Source organism: Azospirillum sp. UENF 111221 (genome assembly GCF_058780625.1).
The window spans coordinates 1,008,798-1,031,329 of sequence record NZ_JBSNCH010000001.1 but is presented as its reverse complement, the minus strand read 5'-3'; the positions used below and the strand labels follow the sequence as shown (position 1 = coordinate 1,031,329).

Below are 22,532 nucleotides of genomic sequence, written 5' to 3'. Positions count from 1 at the left end.
GCGACAATTTCATCACGCCGTTCGGCGGCCTGAACTTCGGCTGAGGCGGAGGAGGGCAGGGCGACCGCATGAAAAAAGCCCCTGTCCGGATGCGGACAGGGGCTTTTCCGTTCTTACAGGGACGGGAACGTCAGGCGGCGCCCTGCGGCCGTGCTTCGCGCAGGCAATCCGCGGGCTTCGCCTCGCGCAGGCAGTCGGCCGGCTTTGCTTCACGCAGGCAGTCGGCCTGCTTCGCCTCTCGCAGGCAGTCGGCCTGCGCGGCCTCGCGCAGACAATCCGCTCCCTTCGCTTCCCGCAGGCAGTCGGCGCTCTTGGCTTCCCGCAGACAGTCGGCCTGCGCGGCTTCGCGCAGGCAATCCGCACTCTTGGCTTCGCGCAGACAGTCGGCTTGCGCGGCCTCCCGCAGGCAATCGGCGCCGGTGAGCAGGCTGGCGCTGTCGCTGCGGGCAGCCTCCATGCGTCCGGCCGGCACGGTCACCCCGTTGTGATGGAGATACTCGCCATAGACCGCCTCGCAGAAGCGGAAATAGGCGCGGGTGTCGGCGACGATGAACTCGTGCCACAGGTCGTCGCAGGCGGCCGATTGCGGAACGATGTCGCGGTCGGGATGCTCGGCGCAGGCCAGCAGGAAGGTCTTCAACTGGGCCAGCGCGATCTCGGACGTGCGGCGCGACATGCCCGCGGCGACCGCGCGGTCGACGACATAGCCGAAATCGAAGCCGGCGACGATGTCATGGGCACGAATGATGTCGGTCTTGCTGGCGCCGCGCATGGGATCCTCCGAAGCTGCTTTCGGTTCACCCTCGGATGGGGGGCGGAAATATCCGAGAGTACCGCTCGGATGTTGTGACACAGCATAAACCTGTATGTGAGATCATTTTTGGTCCTAAGCCCCAGGGTGGGGGACGGGGACCTCAAATCGTCGGAGTCTTATGCGGAGCGGCGATGCCGGCTCCCCCCGATACCGATACTGCTGCCGGCCGGGCCGCCGTCATCTGTTCCACCAGGGCCGACAGGCGATCCGGCATGATCGGCTTGGCGGCGACGATGACGCCCATCTCCGCCGCGCGGGCGGTGACGGCGCCGTCGAGCCGGCCGGAGATCAGCACCGCCGGGATCCTGAGCCCGAGCCGCTGCCAGAGGGTGCCGATGAAATCCAGGCCGTTCTCGGTGGCGGACAGGTGATAGTCGGCGATCACCGCATCGGGCCGGAAATCGCCGCCTTCGACCGCACGCAGCCCCTGGGCGACGCTGGAGGCGCCGACGACGCGATGGCCGGCGGTGTTGAGGAACATCGACACCGCGGACAGCACGAACTGGTCGTCGTCGATCACCAGGATGGCGATCTCGCCGCTCTTCGCCGGTGCGTCGGCCAGCGTCGCCAGCCCGGCGACGGCCACCGGGGCGGCCACCGGGGCGGCAGCAGGGGCAGGGGCGGGGGCAGAGGCAGGGGCGGGGACAATCGGACCTTCGGCCCGCCGCAGCGGCTCGCGGGCAGGCTCCAGGGCGGGCTCCAGGGCGGGCTCCAGGGCCTGTTCCACCGGCGCCAGCGGCAGGGTGACCGAGAAGACCGAGCCCTTGCCCGGCGTGGAGCGGACCTTGACCGGGTGATCCAGCACGCCGGCCAGCCGGCGGACGATCGACAGGCCGAGTCCGATGCCGTTGTCGCGGTTGCGCTCCGGGTTGCCGATCTGGTGGAACTCCTCCCAGATGGCGTCCAGCCGGTCTTCGGGAATGCCGATGCCGGTGTCGCGCACCTCGACGATCAGGCTGGCGCCGGACTCCAGGCAGGCGACCTGCACCTGCCCGCTGGCCGTGTAGCGGATCGCGTTGTCGATCAGGTTGCCCAGCAGGCGCAGCAGCAGCACCCGGTCGGTCAGCACCGGGGCGCGGTACTGGGGCACCCAGAAGGCCAGCCCCTTGTTGCGGGCGACCGGGCCATATTGCGAGTCCAGCGCGTCGAACAGGTCGGCGACCTCGTGCACCGCAATGTTGGCGGTGACGCCGCCGGCATCGAGCCGCGACACCTCCAGCAGCTCGTCCAGCAGCTGCTTCAGCGTCATCACCACCTGTTCGATCTTGCGCGCCGATTCCGCCACCTTGGGGTTGGGGGCGGTGGCGCGCAGCATGGCGGTCAGCATCAGCAGCGACTGGGCCGGCTGGCGCAGGTCGTGGCTGGCGGCGGCCATGAACTTCGCCTTCGACGCCACCGCCTGCTCGGCCCGCTCCTTGGCGATGTGCAAATCGATGGCGTTCTGGCGGAAGGTGTCGAGCGCCTTGGCCATGCGGCCGATCTCGTCGTCGCGGTGGCGCACCGGCACCGTCACCGTCACGTCGCCGGCGGCCAGGTCGGCCATGGCGCGGGTCATGCCGGCGATCGGCAGCGTCACCCCGCGCGTCGCCCAGATCACGCCCAGCACCACCAGCAGCAGCGTGACGGCGCCGATGCCGCCCAGCACCAGCACATGGTGGCGGATGGCCGCGTCGGTCGGCCCGGTGTCGAGCCGGACCAGCAGCGTGCCGATGGTGCGCGATCCGCCGGTGCGGTCCTGCCGGGTCAGCGGCACGGCGGCGGCAGTGGCGGCGGCGGTGGCGGCGGCGGCGGGATTGGCTGCCGCATCGGCCAGCACGGGCGAGCCCGGCTTGCGGTAGATGGCGAAGCGCTCGCCATGGGTGCCCAGGATCACCGCCTCGGCGAAGCTGTCGATCGAGCGCAGCGGGCTCAGCGCCGTCAGCGCCTCCTCCGGGTCGAGGTCCCACAGCGCGTTCGTCACGTCGTCCAGCACGATGCGGGTCGCCATCTCGGCGCGGATGGCCAGCTCGGCCCGGGTGTTGCGCACGTCGGACTGGATCAGCACGACCATCGGCACGGCGACCAGCACCGACACCAGCACCACCGCCGATGCGGTGGACCGGGCAACCAGGCTCCGCGAGAAGATCTTCAAGAACATGCCGAAGCCCACGAAAACACGACGAGCACGAACGACGCGCGGCGGCATTCTAGCCGAATCGGACGCCAAACACGACAGCGACGTCAATGCCAGCGGTTCATGCGGCTGTCATCCGTAGTAGTAGGAAAAAAGGCAGTATGACTGTTTCGAATCGTTTCTTCTTCTTGTTAAGTTGCGCGTGTAAAAATTCCCGCCGGGTTTCGACGCATTCGATTGGGAGCGGGGTAGCCGTTGGCGTAGCCGCCGGGGAGCGGAGCAATGGGAACGGGCATCATCATCGCCCTTGCGCATGGCGTCGGCCTGCTGGCGCTGGTCCTGCTTGCCTATCGCCATGTCCTGCGGCGGTTCGGCACCCGGCGCGGCGCCTTCGCGGCCTATTCCGGCCTGCTGTTCGGCGTGGCCGCCGTCCTCTCCATGCTGGACGCCTACCCGGTGGCCGACGGGGTGCTGGTCGACCTGCGCAACGCGATGATCGGTCTGGCCGGCCTGTTCGGCGGCTGGCCGGCGGCGCTGCTGTCGGCCGCCATCGCCGCGGCGGTGCGGCTGTGGCTGGGCGGGGTGGGGGCGGCGACCGGGCTTGCCGGGCTGGCCCTGACCGCGCTCGCCGCCCCGCTGCTGGCCCGCCCGATGGAGCGGCGCGCCGCCGGCCCCGGAAGCGGCCCCAGAAGCGGCAAGGGCGCCTTCGGCTTCGGCCTCCTGGCGCTGTTCGGTCTGGCGCTCGCACCGCTGAGCCTGCCGGCCGTCCTGCTGCTGCCCGATTTCGACCTCGCCATGCGGGTGATGGAGGAGGCGGCGCTGCCGCTGATCGCCTTCACCGCGCTCGGCATCGGCCTGCTCGGCACCATGCTGGCGCGCGAGCACCGGCGCGTCGCCGACGAGGCCATGCTGGCCGAGAGCGCCGCCCTGTTCCGCGCCGTCTTCGACAGCTCCGCCGACATCCATGTCGTGCTGCGGGTCAACCCCGGCGGCAGCTTCACCCTGCACTGCGCCAACGAGGCCGCCGCCCGCGCGATGGGCGAGCGGCTGGCCACGGCGCGCGGCAAGCCGCTCGACGCCCTGCTGCCGCCCGACCTCGCCGCCAAGGCGATGGCCGACCTGCAATCCTGCATCGATGCCGACGCCCCCACCCGCTTCGAGGAGCAGCACACCCACAATGGCGTCACCCGCTGGTGGGAGGTGTCGCAGGTGCCGATCCGCGACGAGAGCGGCGCCATCGCCCTGCTGTCGGTCGGCGCCCGCGACATCACCCGCCGGCACGAGGCCGAACGCGCGATCCGCGCCAGCGAGGCGCGCTACCGCCTGCTGGCGCGCGGCGTCACCGACATCATCGGCCGCATCGGGCTGGACGGGGTGCGCCGCTTCTGTTCGGAGGCGACGCGCGACAGCCTGGGCTGCCCGCCGGCCGAGCTGGTCGGCCGCCCGCTGGTGGAGCGGGTGCACCCCGACGACCGCGCCGCGCTGTCCGCCGGCCTGTCCCGCCTGACGCCGGACCGCCCGACCCTGAAGACCACCTACCGGCTGCGCCATGCCGACGGCCGCTGGGTGTGGATGGAGGCGGCGGTGCGGCTGGTCACCGACGATTGGGGCGCCCCGCAGGAGTATGTCAGCGTCGAGCGCGACGTCACCGCCCGCAAATTCATGGAGGCGGAGCTTCAGGACGCCCGCCACGCGGCGGAGGCGGCGAGCCGCAGCAAGTCCGAATTCCTGGCGAGCCTGAGCCACGAGCTGCGCACGCCAATGAACGCCGTCATCGGCTTCGCCGACCTGATCGCGCGGGAGTCGGAGGGGCCGGTCGGCACCGCCCATTACCGCGACTTCGCCGTCAACATCCGCGACAGCGGCCAGCATCTGCTGGAGCTGATCAACGAGATCCTGGACCATGTCCGCGCCGAATCCGGCCAGTTGATCCTCGACGACGAGCCGGTCGATCTCGACGCCGCCGCAACCTTCGCCGTCCGCCTGCTGACCCCGCGCGCCGCCCGCGCCGGCATCGCCCTGTCGGCGCGGGTCGCCCCCGCCGCCCGCCACTTGCGCGGCGACGAGCGGCGCATCCGCCAGATCCTGCTGAACCTGCTGTCCAACGCGGTGAAATACACGCCGTCCGGCGGGTCGGTGTCGCTGACCGCCGATCCGGCGCCTGACGGCGGCCTGCTGCTGGAGGTGCGCGACAACGGCGTCGGCATCCCCGAGCAGGATCTGGACCGCGTCCTGCTGGCCTACGCCCGCGTCGCCACCCCGGAGAACCGCCAGACCGAGGGCGCCGGCCTGGGCCTGCCGCTGACCCGCCGGCTGGTGGAGCTGCATGGCGGCGTGCTGACCCTGGCGAGCCGGGTGGGGCAGGGCACCACCGTCACCATCCATTTCCCGCCCGAGCGCGTCGCCGGGGAGACGGGCGGCGAAACCGCCGCCGCCCCAGCGGCCCATCCGTCGGCCCAGTCCGTGGGGGGCCGTCCCGGCCTGTCGATCCTGATGGTGGACGACGACCACAACATCCGCGAGACCGGCAGCGCCCTGCTGCGCAGCTGGGGCCACCGGGTGATTGCGGCCTCCGGTGCCGGCGAGGCGCTGGTGGTTCTGCGCGGGCCGGAGCCGCTGGACCTGCTGTTCAGCGACATCGTGATGCCGCCGGGCATGAACGGGGCGGAACTGGCGCGCGAGGCGCGCCGCCTGCGCCCCGACCTGCCGGTCCTGCTGGCGTCGGGCTTCGCCGCCCATGCGGTGGTTGCCGACGACGTGGCGATGGGCGGCTACGACCTGATCGCCAAGCCCTATGACGCGGCGGAGCTGCGCGGCCATCTCGACCGCCTGCGCCCGCCGGCCTCCCCCCCGCCTCCCGGTACCGGCCAAAACCCCGACGCCAACCCAAGCCCCGGCCCAGGCCCCGGCCCGATCCCGAGCCAGCCCCCGATCCCGGAACCGCTCCCCGCCCCGGCCCCCGCCGCCGAACCGTCCTCTCCGCCGCCGGCCGAGGCCGAGCCGCCCGCCCCCCGTCCCGCTGCTGCCCTGCCGGCCGCTGCGGGCGGGGGCTTGCGCGTCCTTGTGGTGGAGGATGTGGAGATGAACCGCCTGCTGGCCGTCACGCTGCTGAAGCAGGCCGGCCACAGCGTCGCGGCGGTGGAGGACGGCGCCCAGGCGGTGGAGGCGGTGGCGCGGGCGGCCATGGGGGAGGATGGGGGCGAGCCCTTCGACGCCATCCTGATGGACATCAACATGCCGGTGATGGACGGTCTGGAGGCGACGCGCCTGATCCGCGCCATGCCGGGTCCGGAGTCCCGCGTCGCCATTGTCGCCCTGACCGCCAACACCTTCCCCGACGACATCGCCCGCTGCTACGAGGCCGGCATGGACTGCCACGTGCCGAAGCCCATCGACCGCGCCCAACTGCTGAGCGAGGTTGCGCGGTGCGTGGCTTCGCGGCGGGCAGTGGGGGCGATGGGGTAGGGGGCGGAGACCATAACGTTTGCTATCAACTTTGACAGAGCAAACTACTGGAGGAGTGAGTAATGCCGTATTCATAGTTGGGCAAGGAAGCAGAGGTGGTCATGGTCTAAGGGTTAGACGATACGGCATGGCCTAGATCGCTTCTAAATTTTGAAATGTAGATTGTGGTAAGCGAAAAATCGCAAGCATTAATGCTTGAAGTGCATGTCGGGTATATGCAAAAAGTTTTTGCTTGCGGAAAGCTAAAATGAATTTTAGCAATCATGCATTTGAGCGGTTGCCACACAAGGATAATGGAAATGATTATTAGCGCGGATGAGAATATTCGTAAATTTGCCTCTGGTGAAATCCTGAATTCGGAGGAAAATTTTACAGATATAGTTAAGACTCGTTTGACTTTATCGCGCAACGCCATCAAGTACATGCTTCATAATGAGCAGGAGTATATTGAAAGCAGTGTTTTGACACTGGACTATAACATTAAGATGATTCGTACCTGCATCAGTAGGTTGGAAAGCGCAAGACCAGGAGATAGAGAAAGTCCGGAAGATCTCTCTTCAAGACTAATTGTAGCAATTTTTCACCTGATTTATGAAAAAACCTTGGCGACAGGTGAGTGGGAAACATCATCGGAGTATCCGGTTCTGGAATTTATACTAAGCGATAATATAGATCATAGCAAAATGGAAAGAGATCAAATGCCTCTATGGGTATTTGGTTTTCAGAAAGATTTTCTAGAATTTGTTAACAATAAGAAGTTGCAAGAGCTAACAGAGGTCGTTTTGAAAGTTGACGTTTTAAATAGAGACTATGAGCAAAAATCAAATCAATGGGCAAGCGTGATTAATAACTGGGATGAAAAGCTAAAAGGATATAGAGATTCTGTGGAGAAAATGACAAGTCAATATAATTTTTTTGGTCTTGCAAAAGCTTTTAAAGAATTAATTGATGGGAAAAAGAAAGAGTCTATTTGGGCGCGTATTTGGCTTATTTCCATGGCAATTTTCGTTCTTATTCCTTTGGTCGTATCAATATATGTTTCGTATTTAATTTGGACCGACGCAAATGCAGGCGTAGATCCAATGAAAAATAAGTTGTTTCTTGGGCTTCCTGTCTTAATCCCACTAGAAATGATATTGATTTACTTCTTCCGCATCATTCTAAAGAATCAGTTAAGTTTGAAAGCGCAGATTCTTCAGTTGGAACTGCGCTACAGCGTTTGCGCATTCATCGAAGAATATGCGAAATTCGCAAAGGATGTGCCGAAGGAAAAGCTGGAGAAGTTTGAATCTCTTATTTTCAGTGGCATTACACCTGATCCGATGGCTGTTCCAGGCACCTTTGATGGCATGGAGCAACTCGCAAGCTTAGTGCAGAAGTTCCAGAAGTAGGGTGTTAAGTAAGAGTGTCTTGCTCTGTCGAAAGCCTCATGCGGAAATGCCAAGCAGAATAAGACGGTTGACATTGTAGACGACGCCTCTGAGCAATGATTGAAACTGTTGCGTGAGGTTGGTGTGGGCGTATAGTGCCTCGCCCTACCTCCGCTTCGCAACGGACATGACGGTTGCGAATTTCCAGCACTGGCCGGTAAGCCCGCTTGCTGGGAGCATCCCTTGAGTCATTGAGCAGGCGGTGCATCTCATGTCGGTATGGGGTAGTTGCGATGACATTAATCGAGCGGAAGATGCTCCTTCACGAGAAGAGCGGCGAACAGGCTGGAGGGACGTACTTGCTCAGAGGGATGGGGGGAGCGCGCGGCGCGCCAGTGCATGGGTCAACCGCGCAAAGTACAGCAGATGATTTTCTATCATACCCAGCAGATGGGTATCAAACCGTCAGAGCGCGAAACTTTCGACGGAGCAAGCTGCTCTTAGCATTAACCCTGTTCCAAATGGGCTCTAAGGTTACGAAGAAAAGATTTTTAGAAAATAGACATGAGAAGATTGATAATAATTTTCATTATGACCTTAAGTCAATCGATATTATTTCGGAATATCTCCCTTTTTTACTTCCGGAACAAATATCGATTTTATCATAGAGTCTGCGGCGTCTTCCTCTTCTTCACTAAATTCAGCATCTAGGCCATTTTCAATTTGCGACAAGAAATTCATTGCTTCAATAAACATTTTATCATCAAAGTCTTTTGGCTTTCTACCAAATTTACTTTCAATGATCTCTATTATCAAAATAGCAAGACTTTTCGCCTTTTCTGACGGCGTGCTCCTATAATCGTCAGCAAATATATCTTTTGGATTTTTCTCCAATTCGTTGGCTTGTTTGATAAATCTTATTACGTAATAAATCGCATCCAAAGAGTCTTTTCGGTTATTCTGCGACACAAGCTTAGATATCAGGTCCATTGCTTATCTATCCTATGCTAATGAGGTCGAATGCTGATTGTGGAAGGTCTGCTACGATGTACTCGTGAGAGAGAGGATTGGCTTTTGCTCCGATAGCAACTGGCTGGTAATGCGGAATTGCAGAAAGCCTTGGTATAACACATAGCAATGGTCGAAATTGGATTTTATCAGCCTTTCGTGCAATAATTTCTATCTCATTGAGTTGGGTTGAAGAGATCATGCCGCGGGCATGCATCGCATTCGCGCCTTTTTTTATTCCAATTCTGTTTGCTTTAATTTTGACTCCATGTTGGTCCGATCCGATTATCTCTTCTTTTATTTGCTTGTATATTTCGAATGGAGAAGAACTCGGGGGGACGGAATAATGTGGAGATTGAAATTCAGAATTAAAGTATGGCGTACACCACATGTAATGTAGTCCTCCATAATACCTAAGGTTGATATTGTATGCTACAAGTGTCATTGTTGAATAAAGAACTGGATGAGGAATACTGGAAAGAGACAAATGAAACCTCCGTCATGGAAACTGACAAATATTAGAAGAAAAGGTCGTTTTTAATCTATCTGGAACATCCTATATCAGAATGCATTGCCAAAGCAATCCCTTCAAGCGGGTGGCGGCATACCGTCAAAGCTCGTTTTTGATCGGCTCAATGGTGGACTGGTCAGAATGGCCGGTTCGCCATAGCGAGCATGCATCATGCTGCCTTGCTCTGTCGAATGCCTCGCGGTCTGACGGAGTGATGCCCATCTGCCGGGTATCATGGAAAATCATCTGCTGTGCTTTGCGCGGCTGGCCCATGCTGTGGCGCGCCGCGCGCTTCCCGTACTTCTGAGCAAGTACGCCCGCCCGACCTATCGGCCTTCCAGCCTGTTTGCCGCTCTGCTCGTGAAGGAGCATCTCCGCCTGAACTATCGCGGCTTGGAGGACCTGCTGCGGATCTCAGGCCAACTTCGCCGCCTGTTCGGCTTCCTGAGCGTCCCCGACCACTCCACCTTCTGGTGGTTCGCTCGCCGCTGGCTCAGCGCCGAACTGGTGGCGTCGGCTTTGGCGGAGACCGTGCGCCGGGTCAAACGCGATGGCCAGCGGTGCCAAGTTGCCCTGGACAGCACAGGGCTCTGGCTCAGCCATACCTCACGGTATTTCGAGTGGCGGGCCAAACGCGAGCGCGGTCAGCGTGGATGGCTGAAGTGGGCGTTGGCTATGTGGGTAGGCCCGCAAATGCTTTTGGCGCAACGTGTTCGTCCCGGACCAGCGGGCGATTTCCCCGATCTGGTCCCGCTGGCGACGGACGCCTCTGCGGTGATGGCCTTCGACGAGGTGATCGCGGACGCTGGGTACGACAGTGAGGCCAATCACCGCTTCTGCCGCGAGACGTTGGGCGTCCATTCCCTCATCCCGGCGAAGAAGCGGCGCTCGATCAAGGTCATCGCAACCACCCCATACCGGCAGGAGATGCACCGACTGCTCAATGACCCAGGGGATGCTGCCAGCAAGCGCGCTTACCGGCAGCGCTGGAAGGTCGAAACCGCCATGTCGGTTGCGAAGCGGAGGTGGGGTGAGGCCCTATCCGCCCGCACCGACCTCATGCAACGGTCTCAAGCATTGCTCAGAGGCGTCGTCTACAACGTCAACCGCCTTGTTCTCCTTGGTATTTCCGCATGAGGCTTTCGACAGAGCAAGGCGCTCTAAGACATCAATGCGCACTTCATAATTGTGTACCAGCCGCCTCCAGAAGATCGTCCATCCGAACATCCCTTCGACTGCTCAGCGCAGTAGTACTGTCTTAGCCCTCGTCGTCGTTCAGGAGGCGGTGATAGGCATCCGGTCGAGCAGCTGGTTAGCAGTGATGCAGTTGGTAGCTTGACTTTTGATCAGCAAAAAGTACATAGGCTAAGACTGGAAGATATATTTTTATAATATCTTAGACGCCCAGCGCATATCAAAAAATAATATTAAACATTTTTTCAGATATTCAAAATTTTATATTGATAAATCTCTCTTGTAAGATTTGAGAAACTTGTAAAACTCGCAATTTATATTATAAATGGCGTAAGGTATCTTAATTCTTGTATCAACTTTGGCTCTGAGCTCACTCCTACTCTGTCCGCCTCCCCACTTTTCCCAAAACCTCCCCATATCAGGACCAAAATCCTATACCCTCTCCGCAATGCCCCCTCATTCGCGGAGCCACGCCATGCCCCTCGACAGCCGCAGCTTCACCACCGACAACTTCCCCCGCTGGGCCGAGGAGCCGCCGACCCCGTCCGAAGGCTCGCTGGTTCCCGGTTCGCAGTTCCATGAGGAGCAATGGATCATGGCCGCCGGCATGCTGGCGCGCGGCAACAGCTTCCTTCAGGTCTCCCGTGCCATGGGGTGCAGCCGGACGACACTCTGGCGCGCCTATTACGGCTCCCAGGATTTCCGTCACAGGGTGTGGTGGGAGCGGCAGGCGCTGAACCGCGAGGCCGAACTGCGGCTGTCCTCGCTGCGGGTGCTGGTGGCCGAGCAGATCGAGCGGCTGGTCTCCGCCGGCGATCCCGCCACCGTGCGCTGGCTGGCCGAGCGGCTCGGCCTATTCGCCGGCCTCGACCTGCCCGCGGCCAAGCGGCAGGCCCCGCAAGCCGCCCAGAAATCCGCCCAGCACTCCGCCGAGCCGCCCGCCCCCAGGCCGGCCCCGAAACCCGAGGATCCGCCCGCCGTCATCGTCCCCGAACTGGACGACGACGACATCCCCGGCGCCCTCCGCGAGCGCCATCCGCCCAGCCCGGCCCTGGTCGCCGCCGTCGTCGCCCAGCCGGAGGCCGCCGGGCCGAAGGGCGTCTTCCCCTACACCCTCAACCAGTACGAGGAGTACCCCAACCTCAACCCCGGCCCGGTCAGCCGCCGCGGCGTCGGCGCCTTCTCCTGGCAGCGGTAGGGGGCGGCCGGCAGGGGGCGGCCGGACGATGGAACATCCGCCGGATCCTGTTCCACGCCGTTCCATCCTCCGCCGGACGCGGGACCGGTCCCGGCAGGGCGCTTGCCAGGGCACTTGATCACGCGGCCGAACTGTCCGACCCTGCGGGTCCGTTCGACTCCCGAGGATCCTGCGATGACCGCCAGCCCCGCCTTCACCTGCGTGCTCGATGCCCGTGCCAGGCTGGGGGAGGGGCCGGTCTGGTCGGTGGAGGAGCAGGCGCTCTATTGGGTCGACATCAAGGGCAAGGCGCTGAACCGCTTCGATCCGGCGACGGGGAGCAACCGCGCCATGGCCCTGCCGGAGGAGATCGGCTGCGTCGCCCCGCGCAAGGGCGGCGGCTTCATCGCCGGCCTGCGCTCCGGCCTGTGGCAGCTGGACGGGGAGGGGCGGCCGGTGACCTGTCTCGCCGCCAATCCGGAGGACCAGGGCGCCAGCCGCTTCAACGACGGCAAGACCGATCCCGCCGGCCGCTATCTGGCCGGCACGCTGGACGAGCCGAAGGCCGGCGGCAAGGCGCATCTCTACCGCTACGACCGCCGCGGGCTGGCGGTGCTGGCCGGCGGGCTGCTGACCTCCAACGGGCTGGCCTTCAGCCCGGACGGGCGGACGCTCTACCATGCCGACACGCCGACCTTCACCGTGCGCCGCTACCGCTACGATCCGGCGACCGGGGCGATCTCGGACGGCGAGGTCTTTGTCCGGCTGGAGCCGAAGGACGGCGACCGCGGCCGGCCGGACGGGGCGGCGGTGGATGCCGACGGCTGCTATTGGTCGGCGCTGTACGAGGGCGGGCGGGTCGCGCGCTTCTCGCCGGAGGGGGTGCTGCTGTCGGAACATCCGCTGCCGGCGCGCTGCCCGACCATGGTGGCCTTCGGCGGTCCCGACCTGCGCACGCTCTACGTCACCACCGCCAGCGCCGGCCGCCCGGCCGACGAGCTGGAGCGGCTGCCGCAGTCGGGCGGGCTGTTCGCCATGACGGTCGATGTGCCGGGCCTGCCGGTCCCGCCCTTCGACCCGGCGGCTTGAGCCAGGGGAGGGGCGATGTTCCGCAAGTTCGTCTATCTGCTGGCCCTGGCGCGCGAAAAGCATTTCGGCCGCGCGGCGGAAAGCTGCCACGTCTCGCAGCCGACCCTCTCCAACGCCATCCGCCAGCTGGAGGAGGAGCTTCAGGTCCCCATCGTCGAGCGCGGCCAGAAGTTCGAGGGCTTCACGCCGGAGGGGCTGAAGGTGCTGGAATACGCCCGCCGCATCGTCGGCGAGCGCGACAGCCTGCGCCACGAGCTGCTGGCGCTGGCCCAGGGCGTCACCGGCCATCTGCGGCTCGGCGCCATCCCCACCGCCTTGCCGGTGGTTCCGCATGTGCTGACGCCCTTCACCACCCGCTTTCCGCACATCCGCTCCAGCGTCGTGTCGCTCAGCTCGCGCGAGATCCAGCGCGGGCTCGACGAGTTCGAACTGGACGCCGCCATCACCTATCTCGACAACGAGCCGCTGAACAACGTCCGCACCCTGCCGCTCTACACCGAGCGCTATCACCTGCTGGCCCGCCGCGACGATCTGGCGGAGGAGCTGATCGCGCAAGGGGCGGTGCCGTGGGAGAAGGCGGCGGCCTTGCGGCTCTGCCTGCTCACCCCCGACATGCAGAACCGCCGCATCGCCGACACCGCCTTCCGCATGACCGGGCGGACGGTGGAGGCGGCGATGGAGACCAACTCCATCGTCACCCTCTACACCATCGTCCGCGCCGGCACCTGCGCCAGCATCGTGCCGGGCCAGCTGCTGACCTTCGTGCCGCCGCATCCCGACATCGTCGCCCTGCCGCTGGTCGATCCGGAGCTGAGCCACGTCGTCGGCCTCGCCTATGCCGACCGCGACCCGCCGCCGCCGCTCGCCAAGGCGCTGGCGGTGGCAGCCGCCGACGCCGACATCGCCCAGCGCGTCGCCATCGGCGTCGCCGACGCCATGATCCCCTGGCGGCTGGCGCTCCGCTGAACGGTCGTCGCGGCGCTTGATAGTCAAAAGCTATCACGCCATCAGAAAATACAATTTGCTGGTATACCGTATCCTCCGCCACTCTGACGGTGCCGGGCGACGAGAGACGTCCGGAAAAAGCCAACAGAGCCAAGCCAGAACGACGCCGACCCCAAGAGCGGCGCGGACGATCGCAAGGAGGGATACCCGTGAACGCTTGCCATCCGTGGAGCGCTGAGCGCGCCATGACGATTGTCGAAGACAATCGGCATCTGCGCGGCGCCCTGCTGCCGATCCTCCACGCCCTGCAGGAAGAGTTCGGCTACATCGACGAGGAAGCCATCCCCCTGCTGGCGACGGCGCTGAACCTCTCGCGCGCCGATGTGCATGGCGTGGTCTCCTTCTATCACGAATTCCGCCGCGAAAAGCCCGGCCGCCACACCATCAAGGTCTGCCGGGCCGAGGCCTGCCAGTCGATGGGCGCCAACGCGCTGGTCGACCACATCAAGTCGCGCCTTCAGGTCGATTTCCACGGCACCACCGCCGACGGCGCCTTCACGCTGGAACCGGTCTTCTGCCTGGGCAACTGCGCCCTGTCGCCCGCCGTCATGATCGACGAGAACCTGCACGGCCGGGTCTCCCCCGACCGCTTCGACGAGCTGGCGGCCGAGACGCGGACCAACCCGCACGCCCACAACCAGATCCCCCGCGCTCTCAGCCACTCCCACAAGGGGCACGCCCAATGAGCGGCCATCTGATCACCGTCTTCGTCCCGCGCGACTCTGCCGCCCTGTCGGTCGGCGCCGATGCGGTTGCCGCCGCCATCCGGGCCGAGGCCACCAGGCGCGACCTGCCGCTGCGCATCGTCCGCAACGGCTCGCGCGGCATGCTCTATCTGGAGCCGCTGGTCGAGGTGGAGACCCCGGAAGGCCGCGTCGCCTACGGCCCGGTCACCCCGGCCGACGTGCCCGGCCTGTTCGACGCCGGCTTCCTGACCGGTGGGGAGCATGCGCTGGGCCACGGCCTGACCGAGGAAATCCCCTATTTCAAGAAGCAGGAGCGGCTGACCTTCGCGCGCTGCGGCATCATCGATCCGCTGTCAGTCGAGGACTACCGCGCCCATGGCGGCTTCCGCGGGCTGGAGAACGCGCTGGCGATGTCCCAGGCGGAGATCGTCAAGGCGGTGACCGACAGCGGCCTGCGCGGCCGCGGCGGCGCCGGCTTCCCCACCGGCATCAAGTGGAACACGGTGATGCAGGCCCCGGCGGACGAGAAGTTCGTCTGCTGCAATGCCGACGAGGGCGACAGCGGCACCTTCGCCGACCGCATGATCATCGAAGGCGACCCCTTCTGCCTGATCGAGGGCATGACCATCGCCGCCATCGCGGTGGGGGCCACCTCCGGCTACGTCTACATGCGCTCGGAATACCCGCACGCCACGGCGACCCTGCGCCATGCCATCAAGCTGGCCTATGACGAGGGCTGGCTCGGCGACAACATCCACGGCACCAACCGCACCTTCCATCTCGACGTCCGCGTCGGCGCCGGCGCCTACATCTGCGGCGAAGAGACCGCGATGCTGGAAAGCCTGGAGGGCAAGCGCGGCATGGTGCGCGCCAAGCCGCCGCTGCCGGCGCTGGAAGGCCTGTTCGGCAAGCCGACCGTGGTCAACAACGTGCTGTCGCTCTGCTCGGTGCCGATCATCCTCGACAAGGGCGGCGAGTATTACCGCGACTTCGGCGTCGGCCGGTCGCGCGGCACGCTGCCCTTCCAGCTCGCCGGCAACATCAAGAACGGCGGCATCGTCGAGAAGGCCTTCGGCATCACCCTGCACGAGCTGCTCTACGACTTCGGCGGCGGCACCATCACCGGCCGGCCGATCCGCGCGGTGCAGGTCGGCGGTCCGCTGGGCGCCTATCTGCCGCCCTCGCAGTTCGACCTGCCCAAGGATTACGAAGCCTTCGCGGCGCAGGAGGCGATGGTCGGGCATGGCGGCATCGTCGTCTTCGACGACAGCGTCGACATGGCCCAGCAGGCCCGCTTCGCCATGGAGTTCTGCGTCGCCGAATCCTGCGGCAAGTGCACCCCCTGCCGCATCGGCTCGACCCGCGGGATGGAGACGCTGGACAAGATCATAGCCGGCAAGAACGTCGATGCGAACTTGGACCTGCTCGCCGACCTCTGCGACGTGATGGTGGACGGCTCGCTTTGCGCCATGGGCGGCATGACGCCCTATCCGGTGCGCAGCGCCGTGAAGCACTTCCCGGAAGACTTCCGCAAGAAGCAGCACGCCGTCCGCGTCACCCACATCGCCGCCGAATAACGAGCGACCCCAGGAGCACCCGAGATGACCCTCATCCACGAGACCGACTACGGCACCCCGGCCCGCGTCTCCGAGACCCTGGTGACGCTGGAGATCGACGGCCGCAGCATCACCGTTCCCGACGGCACGTCCGTGATGCGCGCCGCGATGGACGCCGGTATCACCGTGCCCAAGCTGTGCGCGACCGACAGCCTGGAGCCCTTCGGCTCCTGCCGCCTCTGCGCGGTGGAGATCGAGGGGCGCCGCGGCACCCCGGCCTCCTGCACCACCCCCGTCGCCCCCGGCATGAAGGTTTATACCCAGACCGACAAGCTGGCCAAGCTGCGCCGCGGCGTGATGGAGCTGTACATCTCCGACCACCCGCTGGACTGCCTGACCTGTGCGGCCAATGGTGACTGCGAGTTGCAGGACATGGCCGGTGCCGTGGGCTTGCGCAACGTCCGGTACGGTTTCGAAGGCGAAAACCACCGTGCCGCCGCGAAGGACGAAAGCAACCCGTACTTCACCTTCGACGCTTCCAAGTGCATCGTCTGCTCGCGCTGTGTCCGTGCCTGCCAGGAGACCCAAGGCACCTTCGCGCTGACCATCGACGGACGCGGCTTCGCCTCCTCGGTGTCGCCGGGCGCCAACGAGAGCTTTATGGACAGCGAGTGCGTGTCCTGCGGCGCCTGCGTCCAGGCTTGCCCGACCGCGACCCTGACCGAGAAGTCGATCATCGAGCACGGCCAGCCCGAGCATAGCGTCATCACCACCTGCGCCTATTGCGGCGTCGGCTGCTCCTTCAAGGCCGAACTGCAGGGCACCACGGTGGTTCGCATGACGCCATGGAAGGACGGCGGCGCCAATGAGGGCCATTCCTGCGTCAAGGGCCGCTTCGCCTGGGGCTATGCCACCCACAAGGACCGCATCATGAAGCCCATGGTGCGCGAGAAGATCACCGACCCGTGGCGTGAAGTGTCGTGGGAGGAGGCGGTCGCCTATGCCGCCGAGCGGCTGAAGGCGGTGCAGGCCAAGTACGGCCGCGGCTCCATCGGCGGCATCACCTCGTCGCGCTGCACCAACGAGGAGGTCTATGTCGTCCAGAAGATGATCCGGGCCGCCTTCGGCACCAACAACATCGACACCTGCGCCCGAGTCTGCCATTCGCCGACCGGCTACGGCCTGTCGCAGACCTTCGGCACCTCAGCCGGCACCCAGGATTTCAAGAGCGTCGACAAGTCCGACGTCATCCTGGTCATCGGCGCCAACCCGACCGACGGTCACCCGGTGTTCGGCTCGCGCATGAAGAAGCGCCTGCGCGCCGGGGCCAAGCTGATCGTCGTCGATCCGCGCCGCATCGATCTGGTGCGCAGCCCGCACGTCCAGGCCGAATACCATCTCCAGCTCCAGCCCGGCACCAACGTCGCCGTGGTGAACGCCATCGCCCATGTCATCGTCACCGAAGGGCTGGTCAACCGCTCCTTCGTCGAGGGGCGCTGCGATCCCAAGGAGTTCGCGAAGTGGGAGGCGTTCATCGCCGAGCACCGCAACTCGCCGGAGTACCTGGAATCGCGTACCGGCGTCCCGGCCGATCAGGTCCGCGCCGCCGCCCGTCTCTACGCCACCGGCGGCAACGCCGCGATCTATTACGGCCTCGGCGTGACCGAGCACAGCCAGGGCTCCAGCACGGTGATGGCGATCGCCAACCTCGCGATGGCGACCGGCAACATCGGCCGCGAGGGCGTCGGCGTGAACCCGCTGCGCGGCCAGAACAACGTGCAGGGCTCGTGCGACATGGGCTCCTTCCCGCACGAGCTGCCGGGCTACCGCCATGTGTCGGACGATGTTGTCCGCCAGGAGTTCGAGACCGCCTGGGGCGTCACGCTGGATCCGGAACCCGGCCTGCGCATCCCCAACATGTTCGACAGCGCGCATGACGGCAGTTTCCGCGGCCTGTTCGTGCAGGGCGAGGACATCGTCCAGTCCGACCCCAACACCAACCACGTCACCTCGGCGCTGGAATCGCTGGACATCGTCATCGTCCAGGACCTGTTCCTGAACGAGACGGCGGCCTTCGCCCACGTCTTCTTCCCCGGCACCTCCTTCCTGGAGAAGGACGGCACCTTCACCAACGCCGAACGTCGCATCAACCGCGTCCGCAAGGCGATGCCGTCGAAGGTCGGCCGGGACGAGCATTGGGTCGCCTGTGCGCTGGCGACGGCGATGGGCTATCCGATGCACTACGAGACCACGTCCGAGATCATGGACGAGATCGCCCGTCTGACCCCGACCTTCCGCGGCGTCAGCTTTGAGAAGCTCGACCGCGTCGGCAGCGTCCAGTGGCCCTGCACCGGCTTCGAGGACGACGACACCGGCATGGCGATCATGCACGAGGAGAGCTTTGCCCGCGGTCTCGGCCGCTTCGTGATCACCGAATATGTGCCGACCGACGAGCGGACCACGCGGATGTACCCGCTGGTGCTGACCACCGGCCGCATCCTCGCCCACTACAATGTCGGTGCCCAGACCCGCCGCACCGCCAACGTGGCCTGGCATCCGGAGGACGTGCTGGAGATCAACCCGGTGGACGCCGAGATCCGGGGCGTCAAGGAGGGCGACATGGTGTCGCTTGCCAGCCGCATGGGGGCGACGACGCTCCGCGCCGTCATCTCCGACCGCATGCCGGCCGGCGTCGTCTACACCACCTTCCACCACCCGGTGACCGGGGCCAACGTCATCACCACCGAGAATTCGGACTGGGCGACCAACTGCCCCGAATACAAGGTGACGGCGGTGCAGGTCGCCCGCAGCAACCAACCGTCGGACTGGCAGGTTGACTACGCGAAGAACGACGTCGAGCGCAAGCGCATCGCCGCCGCCAACGTGATCGCCGCCGAGTGACGGCCTGAGGAGTGGGAAGCATGACCGCGATGCCTTCTGGGTCCATCCCTCCCGACGATAAGTCCCCGCTCTCCACGGCGATGTGCTCCATCGCCGTCACCGGCACCGGCTTTTCCGCCGGTGTCGGGATGGAGGAGGGCGCGGACGTCGAATGGCAGGTGCCGGAGGAAACCGCGGTCGCTTTCGAATACAACGGCCGGTCCCATGCCGTGATGATGGCGACCCCCGCCGATCTGGAAGACTTCGCGCTGGGCTTCAGCCTGGCCGAGGAGATCGTCGGGTCCGCCGCCGATATCGAGAACATCGCCGTGCGGGAAACCCCGCTGGGCTTCGTCGTCAACCTGACGGTCGATCCCCTGCGGCTCCTGCGCGGAAGTCTGCGCAGCCGCTCCATGGAGGGGCGGAGCGGCTGTGGCCTGTGCGGCGTGGACAGTCTTGTCCACGCCGTTCGGGAGCCCCGCAAGATCGAGACCTCGCTGGAGGTGGACCCGGCCGCCGTGGCCGCCGCCTTCCGCGCCCTGCCGGACCACCAGCCGATGAACCGGGCCAACCGCTCGGTCCATGCCGCCGCCTGGTGCGCGCCCGACGGCGCCATCCGCATGGCCCGCGAGGATGTCGGCCGCCACAACGCGCTGGACAAGCTGATCGGCGCCGTCGTGCGCTCGGGCGCCGACCCGGCCACCGGCTTCGTGGTGATGACCAGCCGTTGCAGCTTCGAACTGGTGCAGAAGACCGCCGCGGTGGGCATCCCGCTGCTGGCGACCATCTCGGCGCCGACTGCGCTGGCGCTGGAGCTGGCACGCAACGCCAACCTGACCCTGGGTGCCCTGTCGCGCCGCGACACCGTCATCCTGTTCCGCTGACACCAACCCCTTCCGGAGACACCGATGAGCCACACGAACCACGCCAAGGATCTGGTCCGGATGGCGAACCAGATCGCCGTCCATTTCGCCACCTACCCGCATGAGGAGGCGGTGACGGAAACCGCGACCCACATCCGCAAGTTCTGGGATCCGCGCATGCGCGCCGGCCTGTTCGCCCATGTCCAGTCCGGCGGCGAAGCCGACCTGCACGAGGTCGCCCGCGGTGCGGTTGGGGTGCTTCAGGCGCGCTGAGATCGGTCGAGCGTCGCCGGGAGCCGTCAGACCTTGCGAAAGGCGAACATCGCCGTTTCGTAGGGAAAGGCGATCTCGGTTGCGCCCGCCAGTTCCGGCGTGTTCGCGATCAGCGCGCGGACATCCCGTTCGACCTCCGCCTGCAGGTCGGAGGGAAGTGCTGCGATAAAGCTGACCGAAAGCGTACGCCTGACGATGACGTCGTCCGGGCTTCCGACATGGGTGTGGCGGACATGGCGTTCGTCAATGGCCTCGAAGCCCGGTGCCGGGAAGGCCCGGCGCCAGTCGCCGGTCCGGTAGCGCGGGGTGCCGGCCTCCCAGGGGTCGGTGATGGCGGACAGTGCCGCCACCCAGGGCCTGCTTTCATCCCGCACGTTCCAGATCAGTCCCAATCTTCCGCCCGGCGCCAGGACCCTGCGCATTTCCTGCAAGGCGGCGGCCGTGGCGAACCAGTGAAACGCCTGCGCGCAGACCACCGCATCGACGGAGCCGTCGGGCAGGGGAATCGTCTCGGCGGTCCCGGCCAGGACGGTCAGGTCGGGGAAGCTGTGGACCAGCTGCTCGCGCATGCCGGGAATCGGCTCGACGGCGACGATCTCGCCGCCGCACTCCTTCAGCACCGCGATGAACTTGCCGGTGCCGGCACCGACCTCCAGGACTTTCCGGCCAGGACCGACGCCCAGCACGTCGCGAAGCCATGCCAGGGCTTCGGCCGGATAGCTGGGGCGGCCTAGGACATAGGCTTTGGCACCGGTTTCATAGCCGCTGGAAGAGTGGTGAACCGGCATGTCGACCTCCAACCTTCCTTGCGGCTTGGAAACCTATCCTCACATGCCGGTCGACGTCGGCAGCGGCTTGGCCGGAGCCGGGGTGGAGGCCGAGGACAGCGACGTCGGCGCATGGGCGGTCGGGACCGGCAACGGCGCCGGCTTCGACAGCGGGCGCGGCGTCGACACCGGTGTCACCGGATTGGCAGTTGCCGGGTTGGCCGACATCGCCGGTGCCGCAGAGCCCGACTGGCCCGACGGCGTCGCCAGCGTGGGCGGATCCTCGTAGATGTCGGGATGGACGCGCACCACGCCGGCGGTGTCGACCGAGGCGTTCCAGTAGACGAAGCGCACGGGGATGGCGTTCGGCAGCCGGATCGTCTTGGTCTCCCCGGTGTCGAGCTGCTGGCCGATGCCGGCCGGCGTCATCTTCGCGGCACCCAGCAGCGTCTCTGCCATCATCCGGGCATCCTCCAGCCGCACGCAGCCGGAGCTGGCGGCGCGCAGGTCGCGGCTGAACAGGCGCGGGTCGTTGGTGCCATGCAGGAAGATGCCGTCGCCGTTGGTCAGGTTGAAGCGGAAGCGGCCCAGCGCGTTGTCGTCGCCCGGCCTCTGGACGATGCGCACGCGGCCGGGATCGACCGACCACCAGTTGACCGACTGGGTGTTGGCGACCTCCGACCCGTCCAGATAGACGGCGGCGTTCTTGATGCCGGTGGTGCCCTTCTTGCGCAAGGCCGGCAGCTTGTCCTCGCTCAGCACCGTCGGCGGCACGGTCCAGGTCGGGTTGATGGTGACGCTGGTCACCTTGTCCTGGAGCAGCGGCGTCTTGCGCGACGGCCGGCCGACCACCGCCCGCATGGTGAAGGTCGGGCGGCCATGCTCGATCAGGGTGACGGACTGGCCGGGCAGGTTGACCAGGATGGTGGTGTCGGGGATGGAGGCCTGCTGCGCCCGCATCGCCGCGGCGGCGCGGCGCAGAAGCGCCACGGTCTGCGCCGGGGTGCGGTCCATCGCCTGACGGGTCACCTCGCCGACCTTGCCGTCGGGCTGCAGCCCCTCGGCGAGCTGGAAGGCGCGCACGGCGGTCTCGACATCGTCGTTGAAGCTGTCGGTCCACTTGTCGGCGGACAGGAAGCCCATCTCGATCAGGCGGCGCGACACCTTGCCGACGCGGTCGGCCAGCGGCGAGCGCACGGTGATGACCACCGGCGGCGCCGGCTCCACCGGTTCCAGGCCGGGCAGGGTGGGGGCCTGCGCCTGCTGCACGTCGGCAGGGGGCACGTCCATCGCCGGGGCGACGCTCTCGACCATGCCGCCGTCACCCTTCTTGACGACGGCGCCGTAGCCGATGCGGGTGACCTGTGCCTTGGGCGCGTTCTGCACCTCCAGGGCACGCTGTTCCAGCGCCGCGGCCCAGCCGGCAACCAGCGGCGGCTTGGCGGCGTGCACGGCCTCCTTCGCCGCCGCGGCAAGCGCCGGACCGCTCAGGACGATGCCGACCAGCCCGCCGACCATGCAGAGGGCGGCGGAACGGCGGGAGATCGGGCGACGGATGTCATGCATGGCGACGGGACCGGAACGTGAACGGAAAGGATCGAACGCTGCAACCTTCGACAAGCCTCCCGTGAATCGCAAGCGACATTTGGTGACGACAGCCCTGCTGTTCACACTGTTGCTCCCTTGCATCGCCGCTTCACCCGTCAAGAGATGTTGCCGTTACACGCGCTCATCCACCGGTTGGACGCCGTGGCGACCGAT

At 65.2% G+C, this 22,532-nt stretch carries 16 protein-coding genes; 11 read left to right on the top strand and 5 right to left on the bottom strand.

Going from position 1 to position 22,532, the window contains the following annotated elements:
* Positions 1–130: 130 nt before the first annotated feature.
* Both ACWPN3_RS04570 and ACWPN3_RS04565 read right to left on the bottom strand, forming a co-directional pair.
* A complete protein-coding gene (locus ACWPN3_RS04570) occupies positions 131–772 on the bottom strand; it encodes a UCP032817 domain-containing protein (RefSeq protein WP_492242402.1) in 642 nt (213 codons plus the stop codon).
* Between the two features lie 142 nt (positions 773–914).
* Entirely contained in the window at positions 915–2,951 is a 2,037-nt protein-coding gene (locus tag ACWPN3_RS04565; RefSeq protein WP_492242403.1) for an ATP-binding response regulator, read from the bottom strand.
* A gap of 258 nt (positions 2,952–3,209) precedes the next feature.
* On the opposite strand from ACWPN3_RS04565, the gene ACWPN3_RS04560 reads away from it, so the two are divergent.
* Complete coding sequence (locus ACWPN3_RS04560; RefSeq protein ID WP_492261120.1) at positions 3,210–6,392, top strand: response regulator; 3,183 nt, start codon at positions 3,210–3,212, stop codon at positions 6,390–6,392.
* Positions 6,393–6,691: 299 nt separating this feature from the next.
* Entirely contained in the window at positions 6,692–7,783 is a 1,092-nt protein-coding gene (locus ACWPN3_RS04555; RefSeq protein ID WP_492242406.1) for a hypothetical protein, read from the top strand.
* Between the two features lie 591 nt (positions 7,784–8,374).
* Here ACWPN3_RS04555 and ACWPN3_RS04550 read toward each other — a convergent pair.
* Entirely contained in the window at positions 8,375–8,752 is a 378-nt protein-coding gene (locus tag ACWPN3_RS04550; RefSeq protein WP_492242407.1) for a hypothetical protein, read from the bottom strand.
* Between the two features lie 763 nt (positions 8,753–9,515).
* On the opposite strand from ACWPN3_RS04550, the gene ACWPN3_RS04545 reads away from it, so the two are divergent.
* The 9 genes from ACWPN3_RS04545 (at position 9,516) to ACWPN3_RS04505 (ending at position 20,004) form a co-directional block, all read left to right on the top strand.
* Positions 9,516–10,418: a transposase gene (locus tag ACWPN3_RS04545; protein ID WP_492242408.1), complete on the top strand. Its 903-nt coding sequence runs from the start codon at positions 9,516–9,518 to the stop codon at positions 10,416–10,418.
* A gap of 532 nt (positions 10,419–10,950) precedes the next feature.
* Positions 10,951–11,673: a hypothetical protein gene (locus ACWPN3_RS04540; RefSeq protein ID WP_492242409.1), complete on the top strand. Its 723-nt coding sequence runs from the start codon at positions 10,951–10,953 to the stop codon at positions 11,671–11,673.
* Positions 11,674–11,847: 174 nt separating this feature from the next.
* Entirely contained in the window at positions 11,848–12,741 is an 894-nt protein-coding gene (locus tag ACWPN3_RS04535) for an SMP-30/gluconolactonase/LRE family protein (RefSeq protein WP_492242410.1), read from the top strand.
* A 15-nt stretch (positions 12,742–12,756) separates the two neighbouring features.
* The gene (locus tag ACWPN3_RS04530; RefSeq protein ID WP_492242411.1) at positions 12,757–13,707 is read left to right on the top strand and encodes a LysR family transcriptional regulator; all 951 of its coding nucleotides are present in this window, start codon (positions 12,757–12,759) and stop codon (positions 13,705–13,707) included.
* A 188-nt stretch (positions 13,708–13,895) separates the two neighbouring features.
* Complete coding sequence (locus tag ACWPN3_RS04525; RefSeq protein ID WP_109446472.1) at positions 13,896–14,432, top strand: formate dehydrogenase subunit gamma; 537 nt, start codon at positions 13,896–13,898, stop codon at positions 14,430–14,432.
* A complete protein-coding gene (locus tag ACWPN3_RS04520; protein ID WP_492242412.1) occupies positions 14,429–16,009 on the top strand; it encodes a formate dehydrogenase beta subunit in 1,581 nt (526 codons plus the stop codon). Before ACWPN3_RS04525 ends, ACWPN3_RS04520 begins: the two co-directional genes overlap by 4 nt.
* A gap of 24 nt (positions 16,010–16,033) precedes the next feature.
* Complete coding sequence (gene fdhF / locus ACWPN3_RS04515) at positions 16,034–18,889, top strand: formate dehydrogenase subunit alpha (RefSeq protein ID WP_492242413.1); 2,856 nt, start codon at positions 16,034–16,036, stop codon at positions 18,887–18,889.
* Positions 18,890–18,909: 20 nt separating this feature from the next.
* Positions 18,910–19,752, top strand: coding sequence for a formate dehydrogenase accessory sulfurtransferase FdhD (gene fdhD, locus ACWPN3_RS04510; protein ID WP_492242414.1), 843 nt, complete (start codon positions 18,910–18,912; stop codon positions 19,750–19,752).
* Positions 19,753–19,776: 24 nt separating this feature from the next.
* Positions 19,777–20,004 (top strand): formate dehydrogenase subunit delta, encoded by a 228-nt coding sequence (locus ACWPN3_RS04505; RefSeq protein ID WP_109446480.1) that lies wholly within the window; start codon positions 19,777–19,779, stop codon positions 20,002–20,004.
* A gap of 26 nt (positions 20,005–20,030) precedes the next feature.
* Here ACWPN3_RS04505 and ACWPN3_RS04500 read toward each other — a convergent pair whose 3' ends face one another.
* Both ACWPN3_RS04500 and ACWPN3_RS04495 read right to left on the bottom strand, forming a co-directional pair.
* Positions 20,031–20,792 (bottom strand): class I SAM-dependent methyltransferase, encoded by a 762-nt coding sequence (locus tag ACWPN3_RS04500; protein ID WP_492242415.1) that lies wholly within the window; start codon positions 20,790–20,792, stop codon positions 20,031–20,033.
* Positions 20,793–20,831: 39 nt separating this feature from the next.
* Positions 20,832–22,337: a L,D-transpeptidase family protein gene (locus tag ACWPN3_RS04495; RefSeq protein WP_109446482.1), complete on the bottom strand. Its 1,506-nt coding sequence runs from the start codon at positions 22,335–22,337 to the stop codon at positions 20,832–20,834.
* Positions 22,338–22,532 lie beyond the last annotated feature (195 nt).